At 63.8% G+C, this 22,652-nt stretch carries 22 protein-coding genes; 11 read left to right on the top strand and 11 right to left on the bottom strand.

Translation table 11 applies throughout. The features are described from left to right. Positions 1 to 61: 61 nt before the first annotated feature. Positions 62 to 1,798, top strand: coding sequence for a SulP family inorganic anion transporter (locus tag ACODSK_RS26440; RefSeq protein ID WP_489020153.1), 1,737 nt, complete (start codon positions 62 to 64; stop codon positions 1,796 to 1,798). 6 nt (positions 1,799 to 1,804) lie between these two features. Here ACODSK_RS26440 and ACODSK_RS26435 read toward each other — a convergent pair whose 3' ends face one another. Continuing rightward, complete coding sequence (locus ACODSK_RS26435; protein WP_489020168.1) at positions 1,805 to 2,605, bottom strand: helix-turn-helix domain-containing protein; 801 nt, start codon at positions 2,603 to 2,605, stop codon at positions 1,805 to 1,807. A 110-nt stretch (positions 2,606 to 2,715) separates the two neighbouring features. On the opposite strand from ACODSK_RS26435, the gene ACODSK_RS26430 reads away from it, so the two are divergent. After that, complete coding sequence (locus tag ACODSK_RS26430; RefSeq protein WP_489020151.1) at positions 2,716 to 3,042, top strand: DUF2834 domain-containing protein; 327 nt, start codon at positions 2,716 to 2,718, stop codon at positions 3,040 to 3,042. 72 nt (positions 3,043 to 3,114) lie between these two features. Here the strand turns inward: ACODSK_RS26430 and ACODSK_RS26425 are convergent, their stop codons facing one another. The 3 genes from ACODSK_RS26425 to ACODSK_RS26415 form a co-directional block, all read right to left on the bottom strand. Continuing rightward, positions 3,115 to 5,529, bottom strand: coding sequence for a TonB-dependent siderophore receptor (locus ACODSK_RS26425; RefSeq protein ID WP_489020149.1), 2,415 nt, complete (start codon positions 5,527 to 5,529; stop codon positions 3,115 to 3,117). Between the two features lie 89 nt (positions 5,530 to 5,618). Then, positions 5,619 to 6,452 carry a FecR family protein gene (locus ACODSK_RS26420; RefSeq protein ID WP_489020147.1) on the bottom strand — a complete coding sequence of 278 codons (834 nt, stop codon included), beginning with the start codon at positions 6,450 to 6,452 and terminating at the stop codon, positions 5,619 to 5,621. Between the two features lie 3 nt (positions 6,453 to 6,455). Continuing rightward, on the bottom strand, positions 6,456 to 6,965 hold the full coding sequence (locus ACODSK_RS26415; RefSeq protein ID WP_489020146.1) for an RNA polymerase sigma factor: 510 nt from the start codon (positions 6,963 to 6,965) through the stop codon (positions 6,456 to 6,458). A 141-nt stretch (positions 6,966 to 7,106) separates the two neighbouring features. On the opposite strand from ACODSK_RS26415, the gene ACODSK_RS26410 reads away from it, so the two are divergent. Both ACODSK_RS26410 and ACODSK_RS26405 read left to right on the top strand, forming a co-directional pair. Further along, entirely contained in the window at positions 7,107 to 7,514 is a 408-nt protein-coding gene (locus ACODSK_RS26410) for a hypothetical protein (protein ID WP_489020144.1), read from the top strand. A gap of 123 nt (positions 7,515 to 7,637) precedes the next feature. Continuing rightward, the gene (locus ACODSK_RS26405) at positions 7,638 to 7,826 is read left to right on the top strand and encodes a DUF2986 domain-containing protein (protein WP_489020142.1); all 189 of its coding nucleotides are present in this window, start codon (positions 7,638 to 7,640) and stop codon (positions 7,824 to 7,826) included. A 19-nt stretch (positions 7,827 to 7,845) separates the two neighbouring features. Here ACODSK_RS26405 and ACODSK_RS26400 read toward each other — a convergent pair whose 3' ends face one another. After that, complete coding sequence (locus ACODSK_RS26400) at positions 7,846 to 8,598, bottom strand: SDR family NAD(P)-dependent oxidoreductase (protein ID WP_489020140.1); 753 nt, start codon at positions 8,596 to 8,598, stop codon at positions 7,846 to 7,848. 102 nt (positions 8,599 to 8,700) lie between these two features. Here ACODSK_RS26400 and ACODSK_RS26395 point away from each other — a divergent pair, with 102 nt between their 5' ends. From ACODSK_RS26395 to ACODSK_RS26365, 7 genes are all read left to right on the top strand, one after another. Continuing rightward, positions 8,701 to 9,648, top strand: coding sequence for a LysR family transcriptional regulator (locus ACODSK_RS26395; RefSeq protein ID WP_489020138.1), 948 nt, complete (start codon positions 8,701 to 8,703; stop codon positions 9,646 to 9,648). A gap of 163 nt (positions 9,649 to 9,811) precedes the next feature. Then, complete coding sequence (locus ACODSK_RS26390) at positions 9,812 to 10,300, top strand: P-loop nucleotide/nucleoside kinase family protein (RefSeq protein WP_489020136.1); 489 nt, start codon at positions 9,812 to 9,814, stop codon at positions 10,298 to 10,300. 156 nt (positions 10,301 to 10,456) lie between these two features. Next, on the top strand, positions 10,457 to 10,861 hold the full coding sequence (locus ACODSK_RS26385) for a DUF6896 domain-containing protein (protein WP_489020134.1): 405 nt from the start codon (positions 10,457 to 10,459) through the stop codon (positions 10,859 to 10,861). 513 nt (positions 10,862 to 11,374) lie between these two features. After that, positions 11,375 to 11,884, top strand: a complete 510-nt coding sequence (locus ACODSK_RS26380; RefSeq protein ID WP_489020132.1) for a sigma-70 family RNA polymerase sigma factor — start codon at positions 11,375 to 11,377, stop codon at positions 11,882 to 11,884. After that, positions 11,881 to 12,822: a FecR domain-containing protein gene (locus ACODSK_RS26375; RefSeq protein WP_489020130.1), complete on the top strand. Its 942-nt coding sequence runs from the start codon at positions 11,881 to 11,883 to the stop codon at positions 12,820 to 12,822. The genes ACODSK_RS26380 and ACODSK_RS26375 overlap by 4 nt, the downstream gene beginning before the upstream one ends. Before the next feature lie 74 nt (positions 12,823 to 12,896). Next, positions 12,897 to 15,347, top strand: coding sequence for a TonB-dependent siderophore receptor (locus ACODSK_RS26370; protein WP_489020128.1), 2,451 nt, complete (start codon positions 12,897 to 12,899; stop codon positions 15,345 to 15,347). Positions 15,348 to 15,797: 450 nt separating this feature from the next. Next, a complete protein-coding gene (locus tag ACODSK_RS26365) occupies positions 15,798 to 16,304 on the top strand; it encodes a P-loop NTPase family protein (protein WP_489020126.1) in 507 nt (168 codons plus the stop codon). A 28-nt stretch (positions 16,305 to 16,332) separates the two neighbouring features. Here the strand turns inward: ACODSK_RS26365 and ACODSK_RS26360 are convergent, their stop codons facing one another. The 6 genes from ACODSK_RS26360 to ACODSK_RS26335 form a co-directional block, all read right to left on the bottom strand. Continuing rightward, complete coding sequence (locus ACODSK_RS26360) at positions 16,333 to 16,956, bottom strand: glutathione S-transferase family protein (RefSeq protein ID WP_489020166.1); 624 nt, start codon at positions 16,954 to 16,956, stop codon at positions 16,333 to 16,335. A 217-nt stretch (positions 16,957 to 17,173) separates the two neighbouring features. Further along, the gene (locus tag ACODSK_RS26355) at positions 17,174 to 19,678 is read right to left on the bottom strand and encodes a TonB-dependent siderophore receptor (RefSeq protein ID WP_489020124.1); all 2,505 of its coding nucleotides are present in this window, start codon (positions 19,676 to 19,678) and stop codon (positions 17,174 to 17,176) included. A 107-nt stretch (positions 19,679 to 19,785) separates the two neighbouring features. Beyond that, positions 19,786 to 20,754, bottom strand: coding sequence for a FecR domain-containing protein (locus ACODSK_RS26350; RefSeq protein WP_489020123.1), 969 nt, complete (start codon positions 20,752 to 20,754; stop codon positions 19,786 to 19,788). Next, entirely contained in the window at positions 20,751 to 21,266 is a 516-nt protein-coding gene (locus ACODSK_RS26345; RefSeq protein WP_489020121.1) for a sigma-70 family RNA polymerase sigma factor, read from the bottom strand. Before ACODSK_RS26345 ends, ACODSK_RS26350 begins: the two co-directional genes overlap by 4 nt. Positions 21,267 to 21,499: 233 nt before the next feature. Beyond that, complete coding sequence (locus ACODSK_RS26340; protein WP_489020120.1) at positions 21,500 to 21,742, bottom strand: hypothetical protein; 243 nt, start codon at positions 21,740 to 21,742, stop codon at positions 21,500 to 21,502. 663 nt (positions 21,743 to 22,405) lie between these two features. Then, positions 22,406 to 22,652: hypothetical protein (locus ACODSK_RS26335; RefSeq protein WP_489020118.1), on the bottom strand; the 247-nt coding region annotated here is incomplete at its 5' end.

Here is a 22,652-nt window from a genome sequence, read left to right as displayed (position 1 = left end):
CCACGAAAAGCCCCATCCTTGCTAGATTCCTTGACGCATCCCCATCGCCAAGGAAGTGCCCATGCAACACCCGCCGTCGAACACCCCCGTCCCGCCCGCCAGGCCATGGCGTCGCTGGCTGCCGGGCTTGCAGTTGTTGCGCAGCTATTCTCTCGCCTGGTTGCCCAGGGACCTGCTCGCCGGCCTGGTGCTGACCGCCATGCTGGTGCCGGTGGGCATCGCTTACGCCCAGGCCTCGGGCGTGCCCGGGATCTACGGCCTTTACGCGACCATCGTGCCGCTGCTGGCCTACGCGATCTTCGGGCCCAGCCGGATCCTGGTGCTCGGTCCCGACTCGGCCCTGGTGGCGATCATTCTTGCCGTGGTGTTGCCGCTGTCCGCCGGCGACCCGCTCAAGGCGATCACCCTGGCCAGCGCCATGGCCCTGGTTTCCGGACTGGTCTGCCTGGCGGCCGGGGTGTTGCGCCTGGGCTTTATCACCGAGCTGCTGTCCAAGCCGATCCGCTATGGCTACATGAACGGCATCGCCCTGACCGTGCTGATCAGCCAGACGCCCAGGCTCTTCGGCATCCAGTTCGACAGCGACGGGCCGCTGCAGGATGTCTGGCACCTGTTCAGTTCCCTGTTCGACGGCAAGGCCAACTGGCACGCCTTCGCCATCGGCGGCGGCAGCCTGGCGATCATTCTGCTGCTCAAGCGCTTCGAACGGATACCGGGGATTCTCATTGCGGTGGTGGCTGCGACCCTGGCGGCGTGGCTGTTCAATCTTGAGGCTGAACATGGTGTACAGGTTACCGGCTCGTTGCCCCAGGGCCTGCCGGACTTTGCCTTGCCGCTGATCGATGCGGCGGATGTGCAGGCCGTGCTGATCGGCGGTTTCGCCGTGGCCTTGGTGTCCTTCGCCGACACCAGCGTGCTGTCGCGTACCTACGCGGCCCGGACCAGTTCCCCGGTGGACGCCAACCAGGAAATGATCGGCCTGGGCATGGCCAACCTCGCCACCGGGTTGTTCCAGGGCATTCCGGTCAGCAGCAGCTCGTCGCGTACCCCGGTGGCCGAAGCGGCCGGCGCCCGTACCCAGCTCGCCGGGGTGTTCGGTGCGCTGGGTGTGGCGCTGTTGCTGCTGTTCGGGCCGGATCTGCTCAAGCATCTGCCAGGCAGTGCCCTGGCGGCGGTGGTGATCGCCGCGGCCATTGGCCTGTTCGAGTTCAAGGACCTGCGGCGCATCTACCGCATCCAGCAATGGGAATTCTGGCTGTCGATGACCTGCTTCGTCGGCGTGGTGGTGCTCGGCGCGGTGCCGGGTATCGGCCTTGCGGTGGTGATCGCGGTGATCGAGTTTCTCTGGGATGGCTGGCGCCCGCATTACGCGGTGTTGGGGCGGGTTGCCGGGATTCGCGGCTACCACGATATCAGCCGCTACCCGGATGCCCGCCGGGTGCCGGGACTGGTGCTGTTCCGCTGGGATGCGCCGCTGTTTTTCGCCAATGCCGAGCTGTTCCAGAACTGCGTGTTGCAGGCGGTCGCCCAGGCGCCGGACAAGGTGCGGCGCATCGTCATCGCGGCCGAGCCGGTGACAAGCGTCGACGTCACCTCGGCGGACATGCTGATCGAGCTGGAGCAACTGCTGCGCAACGACGGCATCGAACTGCGTTTCGCCGAGGTGAAAGACCCGGTGAAGGAGAAACTGCAGCGCCTGGAGGTGCTGGCGCATATCGGCACGGCGGTGTTCCAGCCGACCGTGGGCGCGGCGGTGGATGTGTATCTGGAGGAGCATGGGGTGGATTGGACGCCGTGAGGCTGGTCAGGCTCTCTGCTGTTGGGCAGCCCTCATCGCCGCCCAGGTGGCGTCATCCGCCGGAATCAGATGCTCGATGCGCAGCGACGCCACGCTGATGTCCTGTGGCATGCCGAAGGTGGTGAAGGTCGAGAGAAACTTCAGTTCGCCGTGCTGCGTGTTCACCCGAGTAAGGATCAGTGGCGCCGGGTCTTCTGCCGGTATCGTCGCTTTGGGCGCTGGCAGGTCTTGCAGGCGTCTGGCGAGCCCGGGGTTGCCCAAAGCCTCGCGGTTTGCCCGTTGCCAGGTGATGCTGCGGATCTGGGCGGCATTGGCCAGGTGATCGCCGAGACCGCCGGGGCGCAGCAGGGTGTCCAGCAGGTTGAGGCTTTGCGGGTCGGCCGCCTGAGCGCCGGTCATGGCGACCAGCAGGGTGGCGCCGGCATTGGCGGCGATGATGTTCCAGTCGCTGTCCAGGGCAATCGCCGGTGCCGGGTTCTGCGCCTGGAGCAGGTGGCCGATGGCGGTGTGGATCATTTCCAGTGCCGGGGTGCCCAGGGCCGAGGCCTGATAGCGCGGCGCATAACCGGCCGCGAGAAAGACCTCGTTGCACTGCTCCAGCGGCACATCCAGCGCCGACAGCAGGGCATGCAGGGTGCTCGGCCCGGCCTTGGCGCGGCCGGTCTCGATGCAGCTGAGGTGACGCTGGGAAATCCCGCAGGCCAGCGACAGGCCGAGCTGGCTCAGGCCGGCTTGCCGGCGCAACTGGCGCAGGTGCTGCCCGGCGTGGGTGGCTGGGTTCAGGGAATGGAACGGGCGCGGGCTCATGGGGCGACTGTGACGATCCTTGTTCGTGGCGTCCATGACCTGGGAGGTCATTGAGGTGCGGGTCACCCTATCACTACCTTGAGGGCATTGCCCAATCAGGAGGATAGGAAATGGCTGTTCGTATCGGGGCGCTCGCCCTGTTCATCATCTTTGCACTGCACACCGCGTGGGCGATGGCGATCGCCGAGCAATCGTTGCTGGCCTTCGGGGTGGAGTTGATCTCCAGTCCGGATACGGCGCAACTGGTAATCGACCTGTATTTGATGGCCGGGTTGGCGTGCGTATGGATGCTCGGGGATGCGCGGTCGCGGGGGGAGTCGTGGAGGGGAGTGCTGCCGTATCTGCTGCTGACGGCGGTGTTCGTTTCGTTGGGGCCGTTGTTGTATATCGCGGTGAAGGGTTTGTCGCGGAGAGCGGATGGTCGATCAAGGATATGAAGCGTTGTCGCGAAGTTCCGGCAGCCCTCCCGTCACCTTGCGATGACAGGAAGGCCTGCGCCGAACCCCGCCTCAGAACTGCGGCGTGTATTTCACGCTGAACATCACATTACGCGGGTCACCGTAGTAGTTGTTGTAGTCGATGGTGTTGTACGCCGACCGGTAGTAGGTCTTGTCCAGCAGGTTGTTGAGGTTGGCCGCGACGGTGATTTCGTCGCTGACCTTGTACGCCACCCGCGCATCCCAGATCGCATAGCCCGGCAGGTCGAACACGTGGTCGTAGGAAGTGGTGCCGGTGACCGCGGTGGTACCCAGGCCCACCGAGGCACGACTCCAGTCGCCCGGCAGGGTGTAGTCGGCCCATAGCTTGAGCTGGTGCTTGGGCGTCCAGGTGCTGTAGACCTTGTCCTTGTAGTCGCCGTCTTCCAGGTAGCGGGTGGTGTTATAGACGTAGCCGGCCATGACTTGCAGGCCGCTCAGCACTTCACCACTGACCTGCGCTTCCAGGCCCTGGCTGCGCACCTTGCCCGAGGCTGTCGAGCAGTACCAGCCATCGCAATCCATAGGCCCGCTGCGATCGAGCACCGCATGGTTTTCGTGGTCATAGCGGAACAGCGCAACCGAGGTGTTCAGCGCACCGTCGAACAATTCCCCTTTCAGGCCCAGCTCGTAGTTGCTGCCGATGATCGGCTCGACCACCGAGCCCGACGCGGTGCGCGCAGTCTGCGGCCGGAATACATCGGTGTAGCTGGCATACACCGACCATTGCTTGTCCAGGGCGTAGACCAGGCCGGCATAGGGCGACACCTTGCCATTGCTCTGGGTGGTGGACTCGCTGCGCCCGGTGTGGGCGAAGGATTGCGCGGCATAGCTGTAGTCGTACCAGCTGGTGCGGGCACCGAGGATCAATTTCAGCGGATCGGTCAGGTTGATCGACCAGCGCGTGTATAGGCCTTTCTGTTCGATCTCGTACTCGGTCAACTGACCCCGTCCGCGCGTGGCCAGGCTGTAGATGTCCGGCATCGGGCGGTGGTGATCGACGTCGTAGGTATTGGCGCCGAAGGTGGGGGCGCGGGCCCAGCGGTCGTCGGTATTGATGCGCGAGTAGTTGGCACCGAGCAGGAAGGTCTGTTCGAAGCCGAAGCCGCTGAAGCTGCCGTCCAGGTAAAGGTCGAGGCCCTTGCTGTGGGTAGTGAAGTCGGTGCTCCAGTCGATGTAGGTGTCGTCGCCGGAGCCGTTGGTGGGCAGGGCATCCCACAGCGCCTGATAGGTGGCGCCGTTGTGCTCGCTCATGTACACACCGGCGGCCTTGACCCGCCAGTCGTCGTTGAGCCGGTAGCTGGCGTCGAGGAATACGCTGGTCTGGTCATTGTCGGCACGGTTCCAGTCGGCGCCGACGTAGGTCGAGCGCGACCAGTCCGGGTTGCCGCCGTCGGCGTAGCGCGGCAGGCCGAGCATGGCCGGGCGCGAGTGGCCTTTCTGGTTGGTCACGCCGATGCCCACGGTGAGGTCGGGGCTGAAGTCGTAGTCGACGGCACCGTATACGGTCTGGTTCCAGCCGCGCACGTAGTCGATGAACGAGCCGTTGTCGGTCTGGCTGATCACCGTGCGGGCGCGCAGGGTGCCTTCGGTGTTCAGCGGGCCGCCGGCGTCCAGTTGCACGCCGTAGCGGTCCCACGAGCCGGCCTTGCCGGTGAGGCTGACGGTGGCCTTGTCCTGGCCGCGCTTGCGCACCAGGTTCATTGCCCCGCCCGGGCTGTCGCCACCCTGGAGCAAGGCGGCCGGGCCGCGCAGCACTTCGACGCGGTCGTAGAAACCGAGGTCTTCGGTGAGGTAGCTGCCCAGGGAATAGGTATTGCGCGGGATCGGCACGCCGTCGTATTGCAGCGTGTCGATGCTGAAGCCGCGGGAGTAGATGAACAGTCCCGAGCCCGGCGAGCGCGCGGCGGTCAGGCCCGGCGTGCGGTTGACCAGGTCGCTGATGGTTTCGGTGTTCTGGTCATCCATCTGCTTGCGGGTCATGACCGTGAGCGACTGCGGGATGTCCTTCAGGCTCTGCACGCCCTTGCCCAGGGTCACGGCGCCGGAGGTGTAGGAGTTGCTGCCCTCGGTGGTGGTCGCCGACTGCACGCCGATGATGCTGGAGGCTTCCAGTTCCAGCGTGCCGGGGGTGGGCAGGGCCACCAGGAATTGGCCATCGGCCGTCTGGCTGAGGACCAGGCCGCTGCCGGCGAGCAGTTGCCGCAGCGCCTGTTCGACGCTCGCTTGCTGGTGCACGGCCGGCGCCTGGATGGCGTGGGCGGCATCGGTGTTGAACAGGATGCGGCTGCCGGTCTGGCGGGCGAGGGCGCTGATCGACTGGTCCAGTGGCTGGGCCGGCAGATCGATGCGGTAGTGCGCCTGTTCGGCCTGCAACGGCCCGGCAACCATGAAACCAAGAGTCGCCAGAAGCATCGCCTGGCGCAGCGGGTGGACAAAGAACGTCATGGAATCCCTATCGGAGCTAATTGAGAATGCGCTTCATAGGTATTGGCGTTCATGTCTGCGGATTTTTGATGTGCCCCTGAAAATATTTTTCAGCGCCGCACCGTCACCGCCACGCTGCCGTCCTTTTCGCGGCGTACATCGACCGGAGCCAGGCGCGGCAGGGTGTCGATCAACTGCTCGACGTCGCGGGTGGGGAATTCGCCGCTCAAGCGTTGCAGCGCGGCAGGCGCGCCTTCGAGGCGAACCGGCGCGGCGCGGTGCCGGCGCAACTGCGCGACGACCGCGTCCAGCGGGGTGCCGTCGAAGTGGAACAGGTCACGCCGCCAGGCCTCCAGCTCGCCAGGGCTGGTCGACTCGATGGCGCCCAGCACGCGTGGGCTGGCGAGCAATTGCTGGTTGGCCGTGAGTTGTTGGCGGTTGTGGCCGTTGTCGACTTCCACTGCGCCTTCGACCACCGCCACGCGCACGCCGCGCAGGTCGCTGCGCACGTCGAACACGGTGCCGATATCGCGCACGCTGACGCCCTGGCTGCGCACGATGAACGGCTTGGGCTGATGCGCCACGCTGAACAGGCCTTCGCCGTCGAGCAATTCGAACTGGCGGCTGCGCAGGCGGTACTCGATGCGCAGCACGCTGCCGGCATCCAGCTCGATGCGGCTGCCATCGTCCAGCTCAAGCACTTGCCGGCCGCTGCTGGCGACCTCGACCTGGCGGTAACCCAGCGCCGGGTCGGCCAGCCAGGTCCATCCGGCCAGGGCCAGCAGCAGGGCGGTGCCAGCGGCCTTGCGCCGGCGTTTGGCATTGCGTGCGCTGTGTGCCTTGGCTTCGGCCAGCATCGCTTCGCGACTGGGCAGCAGGGCGCGCAGGGACTCGGCGTAAGGTTCCATGGCCGGGGGCAGGGCGGGGGGTTCAGGGCGTTGCATCGATCAGGCCTCCGGCAGCCAGCGTTGCGCGAGGGTACGCATGGCGCGCTTGTAGTGCTGGGCCACCATGTTGGTGGAGATCTCCAGTTCGCTGGCGATTTCCTGCTGCGGCATGCCGTGCAGGCAATGCAGTACGAAGATCTGGTGCTGGCGTGGAGGCAGCGCCTTGATGATCGCCAGCAAGGCATGCAAGCGTTGCTCGAACTCCAGGGCCATGGCGCCATCGAGGTCGTCGCGGTTGTGCTCGACGACGGCGATCTGGCTTTGAATGTAGCGGGTCCGGGTGTTCTCGGCACGGCTACGGTCGATGGCGCGGTTGAGCGTGGCGCGGCGCAGGAAGGCCACGGGAACGCGGATCGCCTTGAGTGGTGGTTTTTCCAGGATCTGCAGGCAGACGTCGTGAACCACGTCGCGGGCGAAATGGCGGTTGGAAAAACGCTGGCGGATATGCTCGACCAGATCGTCATAGTGCAAGGCCAGGGCTCGCAGGAGATCGTTATCGGTCGACGCCATGATGGAACTCAATTGATAGTGAATCTCATTTATAACATGGTGTTTCCGGGACGGGCAAATTGACATGAGTTCGAACCGGACAAGCCGGTCGCAATGGATGGGCTATCGTTCAAGCCTTTCCGACCTCCACGGAGTCCTGTCATGAAACCTATGTTTCTGCTTTCCCTGATGGTTGCCTGCGCTGCAGGTAATTTCGCGTTTGCCCAGGACAACATCAGCAAGGTCCCGGTGCAGTTCGCCAAGGGTGCTTCCAGTGCGCAGCTCAAGGGCCAGTTCAGCGGCTATGACAGCGTGCGTTACAGCCTTGGCGCCAAGGCGGGGCAATCAATGACCGTGCGGATCAAGGGCAGCACCAATGCCAACTTCAACGTCTTCGCCCCGGGAGATCAGCCAGGCGCTTCGGCGGCGCTGGGGAGTGGCAGTGTTGGCAGCGATTGGAGTACCGCGCTGCCGGCCTCCGGGCAGTACACGGTTGAGGTGTACCAGATGCGCGCGAGTGCACGGCGGGGGGCCAAGGTGGCCTACAGCATCGAATTCGAGGTGAAGTAACCTGCCTGCAGCCCTCGATTTGCCTGAGCTCCTCAGATCGATCCCCTGTATTCTGTGCGCCTGTTATTCACCCAACACCCGTCGGAGCGATCTGGCGCGTTATTGCACGTTGAGCAGAACCCGATGAACCGTCAAAAGAAATTGCAGCAACTGTTCAAGGCCAAGGCCAAGAAGGCCAGTGCCAAATTGGCACCGAAAAACAGGAACACCTACGTCTCCAAGGCCGATCGGTTGAAGCTTGCGGCCGAGGCCGGCGAGGCCTCGAACGCCACCTCCGGGGCGACTCCAGAACCGGCAGTCGCGGACAGCTGAACCGCCCCGGTCTTTCCTGTCAGATCTGCGCCTGCCCGCCATCGACGAACAGTTCGGTACCGTTGACGAAACTGGCATCGCTGGAGGCCAGGAACAGCGCGGCCTTGGCAATCTCTTCCGGCTCGCCGACCCGGCCGAGGGGAATCTGCGACGCCAGGTAATCGAGCAAGCCCTGCTGTTGCGCGGCGTCAGGGCCGGCGAGGTCGACCAGGCCGGGGGTACGGGTGGCGCCAGGGCTGATGGTGTTGACCCGCACGTTGCGATCCTTCAGGTCGAGAATCCAGTTGCGGGCGAAGGCCCGCACGGCGGCCTTGGACGCGGCGTACACGCTGAACGCCGGGGTACCCGAGCTGGCGGCGGTGGAGCCGGTGAGGATCACCGAGGCCTGTGGCGCCAGCAGCGGCAGCGCCTGCTGCACGGTGAACAGGGTGCCTTTCACGTTGCGGTCGAAGGTGTCCTGGTAATGCGCCTCGGTGATCTCGCCCAGCGGCAGCATCGAACCGCCACCCGCGTTGGCGAACAGCACATCGATGCGGCCCTGTTCTGCCTTCACCCGGTGATAGAACGCATCCAGTTGTTCCAGCTTCGACGAGTCGACCTGCACGCCGGTGGCATTGCCGATCTGCGCGACGGCGGCTTCCAGTTCGGCCTGGCGGCGACCGGTGATGTAGACGGTGGCGCCTTCGCTGGCGAAGAGCCTGGCGGTGGCCAGGCCGATGCCGCTGGTACCGCCGGTAACGATTGCGATTTTGCCTTCAAGTTTGCCGTTCATGATGTTTCTCCAGTTGGGTTGTTTGCTGCGATGGGAGAAGCGTATCGACGAACCTGAATTATCAAAATAGAATTGTCCGCAACTTATCGTTGCAGAAATGAAATGAGCAAGCTTCCGGATTTTGAAGGGTTGGCGATGTTCGCCAAGGTCGCCGAGGAAGGGTCCTTCGCTGCGGCGGCGCGGGTCATGGGCGTTTCGGTGCCGACGGTTTCACGTGCGGTCGCCCGGCTTGAAGAGCGGCTGGGCGGGCGGCTGTTCAACCGCACGTCGCGGCAACTGTCGCTGACCGAGTTCGGCCACAGCATGGCCGCCAAGGCCAGCGAGATTTATCGGCAGGCGGAGGAGGTCGAGGGCGAGGCCATGGAGTTGTCGGTGCAGCCCCGGGGCCAGGTGCGCCTGGCGGTGCCGATGTCGTTCGGGCTGCGCTGGGTGGCACCGCTGCTGCCGAAGCTGATTCGTCGGTACCCGGAGCTGTCCATCGACCTGCACCTGTCCGATGCCTCGGTGGATCTGATTGCCGAGGGGTTCGATGCGGCGTTGCGGATTGCTGCGTTGCCTGATTCTTCCCTGGTCGCCCGGCGGCTTTGTGGTGTCACTCAACTGCTGGTGGCATCACCTGCTTTTCTGCAGAGGTGCGGGCACCCGCAGCACCCGAGGGATCTGGCCAGCCTGCCTTGCTTCAGCTATGCCTACCGCGCCCGCAGCCAGGTGTGGCGCTTTACCGATGCCTCAGGCAGGGAAGAGGACGTGGTGCCGAATGGGCCGCTGCGGGTGACCAACTCGGAGGCGATGTTGCCGGTGTTGCTCGATGGGCTGGGGATTTCCGAGCTGCCTGAGTTCATTGCCAGCGAGTACCTGGCTGATGGGCGTCTGGAGAGGGTGCTTCCGGAGTGGAGCATGACCCGTGGGGGCTTGTACTTCGTGACGCCTTCGGCGCGGACGCGGCCGGCGAAGATCAGGGCGTTGTCGGACTTTTTCCATGAGCATCTGGCGGATCCTGCGTGGCGGTGGGAGGGGGATGTGGTTAACGCCAGTCAGTTAGTCGATTGATGGATACCTCGTGGGAGCGAGCTTGCCGAATCGTCGCGATGGGTCGCAAAGCGGTCCCGATTTGGTTTTAGCAGACTGGTAGATCAATCTATCCCCGTCCGCTCCGTAGTTGCCTCGGCGCCTTTCAATGAACACCATCGGGTTTCGACAAGGAGAAGTCCCTATGCCCACATCAGCAGTACTCCATCTCATGTCAGGCAAGATTGCATCTGGCAAATCAACGCTGGCTAGAAGTTTGGCCGCCGAACACTCGGCGCTTTTGCTTAGCGAGGATCATTGGCTATCACGGCTTTATCCTGAGCAGATCAAGTCGGTCACCGATTACGTGCGCCTTGCACGCCAGATTCGCGAGGTGGTCGGTCCGCTCGTCATTGATGTGCTGAGTGCTGGCGTGACGGTCGTCATGGATTTTCCTGCCAACACTCCCCAGGATCGACAATGGCTGCGTGGTCTGGCCGACGCAGCCAAGGTTTCCCACTGCGTCCACTACGTTGAAGTGGACGATGACACCTGTCGAGGCAGGTTGCATCGTCGCAACCATCGCGCCGAACATGAGTTTGCGGCGACCGATGCGGAGTTCGATCTGATCACCAGCTATTTTCGGGCTCCGGATGAGGATGAAGGACTTCGGATTGAGGTTCACCGTCTTTGAGGGGCAGTAACACTTCGGGATTGAATGATCTCGAGCGTTGGCTTCTGGTCGGTTTCGGTTCTCCGGAAAAGGCAACTATTGGCCAAAAGCTGGCCATCATTTGCTTCGATTGCTACCCGGTCTCTAGACCCAGTGCTGCTTATGACGTGAGCCTGTATGAATAACCAACTCGCCATTTTGATTAGCGATTACCAAGCAAGCGTTGACGCTGCTGTTGAGATGATGCAGCGATCTGGTATCCCGCGGCCCTTGACCAATATGGACTGGGTGGGGACTGACATTCCTCAGCACGGGGAGCTGGAAGGCGGAGTCCGTTACTTCAAGCACGGTTATGGCTGCGCGGTTAGCCTCCCCACGGGCACAGTAGATTTTGACTTTGGGACTTATGGTGAAATCGGCGGTTTTGACGCATGGCGGCTTGCTGGTTTTGCAGGTGACAAGTTGACGGAATATGGCTTTGCTGACGAGGACGCGCTCACAGAGTGCTTCAAAGCAGAAGTTGCTGCCGGTTCTCTGGTGTACTCCGGGTACATTCTCTACTACGTAGCGGACGGCAGCTGACTTTTCCGTTCGGTAGTGGGGTTTGCGGTACTATCCAGCTCCCGCTTCCCTGACAGCAGAAAACAAAAATGCGCCTGCTCTATCCCTGTGGAGCAGCGGGGATAGATACATTTCTCAAGGATCATTGATAAAAATAAATCTGCCCCGCTTTTGATAGTCCCGCTTTTTATGCTTCGGGGGAGCACGCGAGAGGCTAAGACGGAACGTGTCGGAAAAGTATTATGACAAGCAGCAAAAAGCCGGAAAATTGCACGATCTGCGCATGCCTACTCGACAATCCGGACGATCCGCTATCAGGCGATACCGGCGGGGATTGCTGGAGATGCATAGGCGCTATCGAGGCGGAAATGGGATGCGCAGAGTCGCTCGACTACGTACGCCAAGAATACGAGGCAGGACTGCGGCCTGGCTGGATCGATCCGTTCAAGCCATGAAGTCGCATTAACCTCGCCACTGCATTTGATCTGATAATAATTACCATTTACGATGCGCCCTCCCACCGGAGGGCACCCCGTGATCAACGACGAACTGACCCAGGTCTACACCGAGCACAACAGCTGGTTCAAGCAATGGCTGTACCGTCGCCTCGGCTGCTCGGCGCAGGCGGCGGACCTGGCCCAGGACACCTTTCTGCGTATCCTCCAGGCCCAGCGCAAAGCCGGTGAAACCTTGAGCCTGCAACGCCCCCGCGCTTACCTGGTCACCGTCGGCCGCCGCTTGGTCTACGACCATTTCCGCCGTCAGTCCCTGGAACGTGCCTACCTGGAAATGCTCGCGCAATTGCCCGAACTGTTCGCCGTGTCGGAAGAAGAGCTGCTGTGCATGCGCGAAACCCTGCAGCAGTTGGACGCCTTGCTCGATGGTCTGAAACCGATCGTGCGCTCGGTGTTCCTGATGGTCCAACTGGAGGGCGCGACCTACGTGCAGGTCGCCGCGCGCCTGGGCATCGGCGAGCGCACGGTGAAGCGCCATATGGCCCGGGCGCTGGAAGCCTGCATCCTGTTCGAAGACGATTTCCTGTGAGCGCACAACCTTCCCGCATTACCCCGGAAGTGGCGCGCCAGGCCGCCCATTGGCACATGCTGATGCTCGACGAGCAAGTCAGCCCGGCGCAGCGGGCAGCCTGTGCGCGCTGGCGTGCTGCTGCGGCGGAGCATGAGCAGGCATGGTTGAAAGCCGAGCGGGTGCAGGCGCGCCTGGGCTTGCTGCCGCAGCGGTTGGCCATGGGCACGCTGAACCGCGAGCGGCGCAAGGTACTCAAGCAACTGCTGGCGCTGGCGATCCTCGCGCCCGCCGGTTATGTCGGCTATCGCCAGGTGGTGCCGCTGGAGCGTTACGCCACCGCGGTCGGTGAGCGCCGGCGCTTGACCCTGGCGGATGGCACGACGCTGGACCTGAACACCGATACCGTCGTCGACGTGGAGTTCGACCAGAGCCAGCGGCTGCTGATCCTGCAACGTGGCGAGATCCTCGTGGACAGCGGCGCCGACCGGCAAAGCACGCAGCACCGGCCGCTGCGTGTTGCCAGCGCGGAGGGCCTGATGGAAGCGCTGGGGACCCGCTTCCTGGTACGCCAGCGCGATGGCCGGACGCAGTTGAGCGTGTTCCAGGGCGCGGTATTGGTCACGCCTGTCCATGGCCCGAAACAGACCATCGCCGCCGGCCAGCAACTGCTCTTCGCGGCACGCGGGCAGGCAACGCCGAGCCCGGCACGGGAGCAGGACAGCCAGTGGACACGCGGCCAGCTGATCGTCGAAGAGATGCCGCTGGCCGAGTTTCTCGGCGAGCTGGCGCGCTATCGCAAAGGCTGGCTGAGGTGCCAGCCCGAGGCGGCCAACCTGCTGATCAGCGGCGCCTTCCAGCTGGACAACAGCGAACGCATCCTCGCCGCCTTGCCCGCCACGCTGCCGGTCCAGGTCGAGTACCGCACCCGCTATTGGGTCACCGTTAGCGCGCGTTGAGGAAAGTTGGCCCGTTTTCCAGACTCGTCAGTCCTTGTGTATGGAACTGCCAAAAACATAGGGACCTTCTGTTCATGATCCGCTCTTCTTCACCGCGTTATCGACACCTGCTTGCCCTCAGTGCGCTGACCCTCGCCCTGCAGGGCGCGAGCCTGTCCGCCGTGGCCGCATCCGTCCAGGCGCCGCAGACCTACAGCATTGCCTCCGGCAGCCTGGCCCAGGTGCTGGCGCGCTTCGCCAGCGAGGGCGGGGTGACCCTGCAATACACTCCGGCGCTGGTCCGCGACCTGTCCAGCCCGGGCCTCCAGGGCAACTACGGGATCGAGGAGGGCTTCCTGAAATTGCTGGCGGGCACCGGGCTGCAGGCCGTGCGTCGTGGGGACGACGTCTACGGTCTGGAGCCATTGCCTGCCACCGGCGCGATGAACCTGGAGCCCCTGAACATCACCGGGCGGCACCTCGATGCCAGCACCGAGGATTCGGGCAGCTACACCTCCAATGCGGTGACCATCGGCAAGTCGACCCATCGCCTCAAGGACATCCCGCAGTCGGTCAGCGTGGTCACCCGCAAGGCCATGGACGACCAGCGCCTGGACACCCTCGACGAGGTGCTGGAGAAGACCACCGGGGTCACCACCTTCCAGAGTCCGTCGGGCGGCAAGTACATCTATTCCCGCGGTTTCGAGGTGGAAACCATCCAGTACGACGGCGTGCCGCTGGACCGCCGCTACTACGCGATCGGCAGCAGCTTCACCTCCGACACTCTGCTGTACGACCGCGTCGAGATCCTCCGTGGCGCCAACGGTCTGCTGCAGGGCAGCGGCAACCCGGGGGCGGCGATCAACCTGGTGCGCAAGCGGCCCAAGGCCGAGGCGGCGCTGTCCGTCACCGCCAGCGCCGGCTCCTGGGATACCTATCGGCAGAGCATAGATGCCAGCTCGCCGCTGAACGCCGACGGCTCGCTGCGCGGGCGCCTGGTCGCCGCCCATGAAGACCAGAACTACTTCTACGACACCGCCGAAAGCCGCAAGAACGTGCTCTACGGCATCCTCGAATACGACCTCGGCGACAGCACCACGGTGGCCGCCGGTGCCAGTGTCGAAGACCTGCACGCCGTACCCTTCTTCAGCGGCCTGCCGCGCAACAAGGACGGTAGCGCGATCAACGCCGGGCGCTCGACCTTCACCGGTGCCGACTGGAACAAATGGGACAACAAGCAGACCACCTACTTTGCCGATATCACCCATGACTTCAACGACGACTGGCGCCTGAAGGCCTCCGGCAGCTACCTGCGGGAAACCAACTACATCCTCTACAGTTTCGGCCGTGGCGCGGTCGATCCGGCCACCGGCGACGGCATGCGCTCGCGCGCCTATCTCTACGACTTCGAGAACGTCAACAAGGGCCTCGACATCAACCTCACCGGCAAATGGCGCGCCTTCGACCTGGAACACGAAGTGGTGGTCGGCGCCAATGCCAGCGATCTGCAGACCGACGACCTGCAGGGCGGCTTGCTCAACCTCGGTGCGATCAATCTCTACGATCCGGTGTCGCCGCAGCGCCCGACCATGGAGCAGTTGCTCGGTACCACCTACGCCGGCACGACCCACGGCAAGATCAGCCAGAACGGCGTATACGGCGTGGTCCGCTACAAGCTGGCCGAGCCGCTGACCCTGGTGCTGGGCGGACGTTCCAGCAGCTACAAGTACGACTACGAGTTGAACCGCTTCAACACCACCTCGCCGGACCCGGCCCGTTCCCGCGAAAGCGGTGAGTTCACGCCTTACGGTGGGTTGATCTACGCGCTGAACGAGCAGTGGAGCACCTACGTCAGCTACGCCGATATCTTCAAGCCGCAGACCGAACTGACCGTGGACAGCACCACGCTCAAGCCGATGACCGGTTCCAACTACGAGATCGGCCTGAAGGGCGAACTGCTCGATGGCCGGGTCAACACCAGCTTCGCGCTGTTCCGCATCGACCAGGAAAACCGCGCCCAGTACACCAACAATCCGGCGTGCAACAACGATTGCTATGTGGCCGGTGGCAAGGTGCGCGCCGAAGGCTTCGATGCCGAGATCAGCGGCGAGGTACTGGCGGGGCTGCAATTGTTTGCCGGCTATACCTACACCACCACCAAGTACCGCAACGACCCGAACGACGATGTGTCCAGCGCTGGGGAAACCTTCAACAGCTACACCCCGCGGCACATGCTGCGCTTCTGGGCTGATTACAACCTGCCTGACACCCTCGATCAGTGGACTGTCGGTGGTGGTGCCAACATCCAGAGCGCCAACTACCACACCAACTTCGGCGGCACCGATGGCGTCGGAGATATCGAGCAGGGCGGCTATGCGATCTGGAATGCGCGGGTGGCGTACAGGATCAACAAGAACTTCAGTGTTTCGCTGAATGGCAACAACCTGTTCGACAAGAAGTACTACTCGACGATCGGCTGGCTGTATGCGGCGAACCACTATGGGGATCCGCGTAATTACACGGTGACGTTGCGGGCGGATTTCTGAAGATCTGCATGGTCTCTGTGGGAGCTGGCATTGCCAGCGATGAGGGCCGCAAGAACAGCGCAGACCAGCAGGATTGATTCGAGGCTGCTGGCCTCATCGTCGGCAACGCCGACTCCCACGGGGTTCTTGGCCAGTTGGAGTATCCGTGCTCGGCGCGGTCCAGGTAGGAGCTGCTTTAGCTGCGATGGATCGCGCTAGCGGTCCCGAAACCATCCCGCACGAGCTCCTGATCTGGCGCGTTTATCCAGACCCACCGCGCTGACAGGTTTTGGGACCGCTGTGCGGTCCTTCGCAGCTAAAGCAGCTCCTACCTGGACCGTGCTGCATGGGTAGTTTGGATAAAGCGGAAGATGTGTAGATATCCATGCGGCGATAGCAGAGCCCAGGGATTGACACCGCGAAGAAACCCGGCAGAATCGCCGACCCTTTTTTCGTGACAGGAAGTCCCCCATGCGCCGGATCGTGATCCTGGGCAATGCCGGCAGCGGCAAATCCACCCTGGCCCGGGAGCTGGGCCGGCGTCTCGGCCTGCCGGTGGTGCATCTGGACAGACTGTTCTGGCAGCCCGGCTGGGTCGAGCCGGATCCCGAGCAGTTTCGCCAGCGTGTGGGCGAAGCGGTCGCGGGCGAAAGCTGGGTCTGCGAAGGCAACTACGCACGGCGCACCTTCGATCTGCGCCTGCCCCGCGCCGACCTGGTCATCTGGCTCGACACCCCGCGCTGGACCTGCCTGTGGCGGGTGATCCGGCGCAGCGCATTCCAGCGCTCGCGCCCGGACCTGGCGCCGGGCTGCCACGAGCAGTTCGACCGGGCCTTTCTCGATTTCCTCAAGTTCGTCTGGCAATTCGACAGTGGCTATCGAGAGGGCATCGATGCGGTGCGCCAGCGGGTGGCGCCGCAGGTGCCGGTGATTCATTTGCGCGGTGCGGCGCAGGTTCGTCGGTTTCTGGAGCACTGAGCACGAGACGGATCAGGCACTGGCTGCCTCAAGGCGTCCCGTTACGCCCATGCAGCAGGTAGCCCGATCGCTCGCTCAGACGCTCGTAGTAATCGCTCACCGCCGGCAGCTCTGGACGCTCGAACGGCGTGCCGAACCAGCGATTCACCGATAGCCCCACGGGAATATCGGCCAGGGAGAATTGCTCGCCGGCAACGAAGGCGCCGGTCTTGGCAAGTTGGCGATCGAGGATGCCCATGTACCGCGCCCACTCCGCCTGGCCGGCGGCGAGCGCTTCAGGCGATTGATGCAACGGCGAATGCCGCACCAGCGACATGAAGGTGTAGCTCCACGAACGGTTCAGGTCCGAGGCTTGCCAGTCGATCCATTGATCGACCCTGGCGCGTGCCTGGGCCTCGACAGGATAGAGCGCCGCCTCGCCGTAGCGGGTGGCCAGGTAGCGGATGATGCTGTTGGATTCCCACAGGGTGAAGTCGCCGTCCTGGATGACCGGGACCATGGCGTTGGGATTGAGGGCGAGGTATTCGGGCGTGTCGGTGGCGCGGAAGCCCGAGCCCCAGTCTTCACGCTCGAAGGGGAGGCCGATTTCGGCGCAGGTCCAGAGGACCTTGCGCACGTTGATCGAGGTGGCTTTGCCGAGTATTCGCAGCATCTGTTCGTCCTTGTTCAGAGAGCGGCCATCGTCCATGGTGGCTTTGTGCTGGTCAAGGGCTTGGGGCTTGTAGCGCGGGCAGTGTTTTGGCCACATCTGACAGTACCGTTGGTAGCGCCGGCCTCATCGCTGGCAAGCCAGCTCCCACAGGTTTTGCGGTGCACGCGGTCATTGTGGGAGTCGGCTTGCCGACGATGGGGCCAGCAAGGGCAAAAGATCAGAACGTCCCCTTCAAACTGACCATGAAGTTGCGCGGCTCCCCATAGAAGTTGCCCCACGAAACCGCCCCGACGCTCTGGTAGTACTTCTTGTCGAACAGGTTGTTGCCGTTCAGCGCCACGGTCCAGTGGTCGTCGATGCGGTAGGCGATGCGGCCGTTCCAGATGGCATAGCCGGCCTGCACCGAAGTCACCGCCGGCCGGGTGCTGCGTACCGAGACGTCGCTTTGCGCCGTTACACCCGCGCCGACACTCCAGCGTTCCAGGTCACCGGCCAGTTGGTAGTCACTCCACGCGCGGAACAGATGGCGAGGGAAGTAGCTGGTGGAGAAGGTCGGTTCCTGCGGGTTGTCGTTGACGCTGTCCAGGTAGCGGGTCTCGGTGTAGGTGTAGCCCGCCAGCAGTTGCAGGCGGTCGATGACCTCGCCGTTGATTTCCGCTTCGAAGCCCTGGGCCCGTACCTTGCCGGCGTCGCTGTAGCAGTAGCCGTCCGAGGAGCCGATGCAGGTAGTGCTGTAGTCGGTTTCCGCACGATGTTCCTCGACTGTGCGGAACAGGTTGAACGCGGTGTTGACCCGACCATCCAGCAACTCGCCCTTGATGCCGATCTCGTAGTTGGCGCCGGTCTTGGGCTGCAGCGGGCTGCCGGATTCGTCGGTGTAGGTGCTCTGCGGCTGGAAGATGTCGGCGTAGCTGGTGTAGACCGACCAGTTTTCATTCAGGTCGTAGACCAGTGCGGCGAAGGGCGTGACCTGGCCGTTTTCCTGGCTGCGGTCGTGTTGCCAGTAGTCCCAGGCCTCGGTGTAGGAGTCGCGGCTGTTGCGGTACCAGCTGACCCGCGAGCCGAGGACGAAGGTCAGCGGCTCGGCCAGTTTCAGGCGCAGGGTGGCGTAGGTGCCGAATTGCCGGGTGTCCGACTCGTTCGGTACCGAGCCGCCGCGGTAGGAGTTGGACGGGTAGTAGGAGTCCGCAGGTTCGGGCAGGTGCGGATTGGGGTTGAACGGGTCCTGCGTGGCGCCGAGCAGGCCGGTCATGTTGATCAGCGCCCAGCGGTCGTGGGTGGTGGCGCGGCTGGCGTTGGCGCCGATGATCAGCTCGTGGCGCAGGCCGAAGGCCTCGAACTTGCCGTCGAGGTAGGCATCGAAGCCGTAGTCGCTCTGGTCATAGTCGAACACCCCGGAATACACCGAGGACGGTGCCGTGGTCGCGCCCGGGGTGACGCCGCCCGGGGTTTCCGAGAGGGCGTACTTGATGTCCTGGTCGTTGTGGGTCCAGACCCCGGCGAACTTGAAGGTCCAGTCTTCGTTCAAGGTGTGCGCCAGGTCGGCGAACACGGTGGTGCGCTCGCTCTCCCAGTTGTTCCACGAGGCGCCCAGGCAGGTGGAGCGGCTGAGCTTGAGGTCGTTGCCATTGCTGTAGCGCGGCAGGCCGTGCCAGCACGGGGTGGCGTCCAGCCGTTCGTAGGCGACACCGAGGCCGACGGTGGTGTCCGGGGTGATGTCGTAGTCCAGGGCGCCATAGATGATCTGGTCGTTGCGCTTGGCCACGTCGTAGAAGTACTGGCGGTCCTGCAGCGCTACCACGGCGCGCCCGCGCAGGGTGCCCGACTCGTTGAGCGGACCGCCGCTGTCCACCTGGCCGCGATAGTTGTCCCACGACCCGGCCGACAGGTTGATGCTGGTGGTGGGGCTGGCCTGGCCGCGCTTGCGCACGAAATTGACCCCGCCGGCGGAACTGCCCGAGCCCTTCAGCATGCCGGCGGCACCCTTGAGCACCTCGACCCGGTCATACAGGGCCATGTCGCCGGAGAAGCTGTTGGCCTGCACGTACTCACCACCCACGTCCAGCGGCACGCCGTCGTACTGGTACTGGCCCTGCATCATGAAGCCGCGCGAGTAGAAGTACTTGCCGCCCATGGGCGACTCGTAGGCGACGATGCCCGGGGTCTTTTCCATGGCCTGGTCGACGGTGTTGATGTTCTGGTCGTCCATGTATTTGCGGGTCAGCACAGTCACGGCCTGCGGGGTCTCGCGCAGGCTGTGCACGCCCTTGCCGATGGTCACGGCCTGGGCGGCGTAGGCGTTGGTCCCTTCGCTGGTCGGATCGAGGCGCTGGCTGCTGATGGTGGTGGCGTCCAGTTCCATGGTTCCGGCTTCGTTGTGCAGCGGCCGCAGCGCGTAGCTGCCGTTGCTCTGCGGCACGGCTTGCAGGCCGCTGCCCTTGAGCAGCAGGGCGAAGCCCTGGGCGACGCTGTAAGTGCCGTCGAGGCCGCCGGACTGGCGGCCCTGGACCAGCGCCGCATCGAACGACAGGGCATTGCCCGAGGCCGAGGCGAAGGCGCTGAGGGCCGCGGTCAGGCTGCCGGCCGGGATGTGGTAGTACTGCGTGGCGCCGGTTTCGGCGGCGCAGACCACTGTTGGCAAGGTAACGGCGCCGAGGGCGCAAAAGCTCAGGCGAATGGCCACGGCTACTGGTGTCAGCAGGCGTGCGTGCGGGTACTTCATGGTGTTCCTCCCCCAAATGAAACCGTGCAAAACGGCGTCTACTGAGGATTGGCCGAGCGGGGTGGGCAAACAGTGCAAAGCAAATCGAAATATTTTTCGTTGTCGTTTCACGCCTGTGCCGGCAACACGCTGACCCAGTAATCGGTACGCCGCACGATACGCAGGCCGAAGCCGCTTTCCAGGGCGGCGAGTGCGCGGTCGGTGTTGTCCAGGGGGAAGGCGCCGGAGATCTTCAGGCCGGCGATGGACGGATCGCAGCGCAGCCAGCCGTGACGGTAGCGCGCCAGTTCATCGAGCAGGTCGCCGAGTGGGCGCTGGATGGCGATCAGGCTGCCGCTGCGCCAGGAAGCCACGCTCGGGTCGCTGGTCCAGGGCTCGCCCAGGCGGGTGCGGTCGAAGCGCAGTTGCTGCCCAGCCTCCAGGCGCAGCACCTGGGCGCTGGCGGCGGGGCGGACTTCAACGGCCTTTTCCAGCACGGCCACTTCGCAGAATTGCGCCTCGGTCTGCACCGTGAAGCGGGTGCCCAGGGCGCGCACCTGACCCTGCGGCACCTCCACCAGGAAGGGCCGGGCCAGGCCATCGACCGCCGTCTCCACCAGCACCCGGCCGCTGAGCAGGCGCAGCAACCGTTGCTCGGCGTCGAAGCGCACGTCCAGGGCACTCTGGCTGTCCAGCAGCAACTGGCTGCCATCGGCCAGGGTCACCCGACGTTGTTCGCCGACCGCAGTGTGATGGCTGGCCATCAGTGCCGAGCGCCACTGGCTGTTCCAGCCGCTCCAGCCCAACGTGCCGACGCCGGCCAGCACCAGCAGCTGGCGCAGCACCCGGCGCCGGGATTCCCGCGAGTGGTGCAGCGCCGACGCGGCCACGTTGCCGGGCACGCCTTCGACCATCAGCCGCACCGACTCGACCTGCTGCCAGGCCTGGCGATGCAGGGGATCGGCGTTATGCCAGCGCTCCCAGTCGCGACGCTCGGACTCGGTGTCAATCCCTGACGACAGCCGCGCATACCACTGCGCGGCGCTGCGCAGGGCTTCGCGTTCGGCGGGGGCGAGGGCGGGGCGGGCGGCGCTCATAGCAGGCCCATGCGGATCAGCACGCAATGTTCCATGGCCTTGGCCATATGGTTGTTCACCGTGCGCAGCGAGATGCCCTGGCGCTCGGCGATCTTCGGATAACTCAGGCCTTCGAACTGCGACAGGATGAAGGTCTGGCGCACCTTGTCGCCGAGGCTGTCGAGCATGCGGTCGATCTCCATCAGCGTCTCCAGCACGATGGCCTGGGTTTCCTGCGATGGCCAGTTGTCCTCGGGCATCGCGGCAAGGGCTTCGAGGTAGCTGTGTTCCAGGGCGCGACGGCGGAACAGGTCGATCACCAGGCCCTTGGCCACGGTGCTCAGGTACTGCCGTGGCTGACGGATATCCGTGGCCTGACGCGCCTTGATCACCCGGACGAAGGTGTCCTGCACCAGGTCGGCAGCATCGCTGTGATTGTCCAGGCGCTTGCGCAACCAACCGCGCAGCCAGCCGCTGTGGCTGCTGTAGAGATCATGGACGGCGGAGCGCAAGGCGAAATCGTCGGCGGACATGGGAAGGAGTCGCTAATGAGAATTTGTTGCAATTTCACCTTTTTGTGCCGGGTTTGGCAATGGGGAGCTTGCGTTGCCCGTCACCGGGACGGTGCCGCCAGGTCGGGCCAAATCGCTGGCAAGCCAGCTCCCACAGGGCTGCGTCGGGCATGAATTCTCCGGCGCACCCGAACCCTGTGGTCGGCTTGCCGACGATGGGGCCGGCAGCGACAACGCTATGTCCGGCCTTTCTGCTACACCTCCACCGTCACCGGCGAAGCCGACAGCGCCACGGCCAGCAAGGCCTTTGCAATCCTCATCTGCAGCAGAACGGTACTGAGCATCGCCTCGTTGCGGGGAGAGGGGACATCAGGCAATGAGCCTGCACCGTGTATGGCTTTGTTGAGGTGTTCCGCTGCCCTGACGATGGCGTCGTGGTGATAGAGACCGGGGCCGACGCAGAGGGTGGGAGGTGGATCGGGGACAATCTTCTTCATGGCATTTCTCCTATTTTGATCGGAGTCGCCAGACGTCGCTGCTAAACGAAGGGTGGCGACCGTGCGTGGGTTAGCAGACCGAGGCATAGGAGAAACCCGGCGCACCCGAAGGTGCCCACACGCACAGCCGCCATAAAAGGGGCGTGGTTGAGTCACTTATGCATTCGGACTGCTAATCCGTGCCGTCGATTTTGCGACGACCGACGCAGCCTAGGCACCGTTTCCAGGAGACGCAACCAGTTACTGGGGCCGGGAAGTATGCTTGGGAAATTGCCTACAAGAAAGTCGGAAGCAGGGGCGGTTTTGGCCTCAAATGCAACATTGTTTGGCGAGCTTTGCTGGGCAATGAGCCGCGTAAGGCTTGGGGGATGTTGAGTCAGGCCAGGTACCCGCCGAGCCCGTCGGGGTTTCGTCTGGTCGGGCCAAATCGCTGCATGAGTATCTACACATCCCGGGCAAAGGTCGACGCAGCTCCTACCCGGACCATGTCGCACAGGCGGTTTGTGTAAACCGGAAGATGTGTAGATACCCATGCAAATCGCTGGCAAGCCAGCTCCCACGGGGCCGCGTCGGGCATGAATTCTGCAGCGCACCCGGAACCCTGTGGGAGTCGGCTTGCCGACGATGGGGCCGGCAGCGACAACGCTATGTCCGGCCTTTCTGCTACACCTCCACCGTCACCGGCGAAGCCGACAGCGCCACGGCCAGCAAGGCCTTGGCAATCCTCATCTGCAGCAGAACGGTACTGAGCATCGCCTCGTTGCGGGGAGAGGGGACATCAGGCAATGCGCCTGCACCGTGTATGGCTTTGTTGAGGTGTTCCGCTGCCCTGACGATGGCGTCGTGGTGATAGAGACCGGGGCCGACGCAGAGGGTGGGAGGTGGATCGGGGACAATCTTCTTCATGGCA

Source organism: Pseudomonas sp. FG98 (genome assembly GCF_057808595.1).
This window is presented reverse-complemented; position numbering and strand designations above follow the sequence as displayed.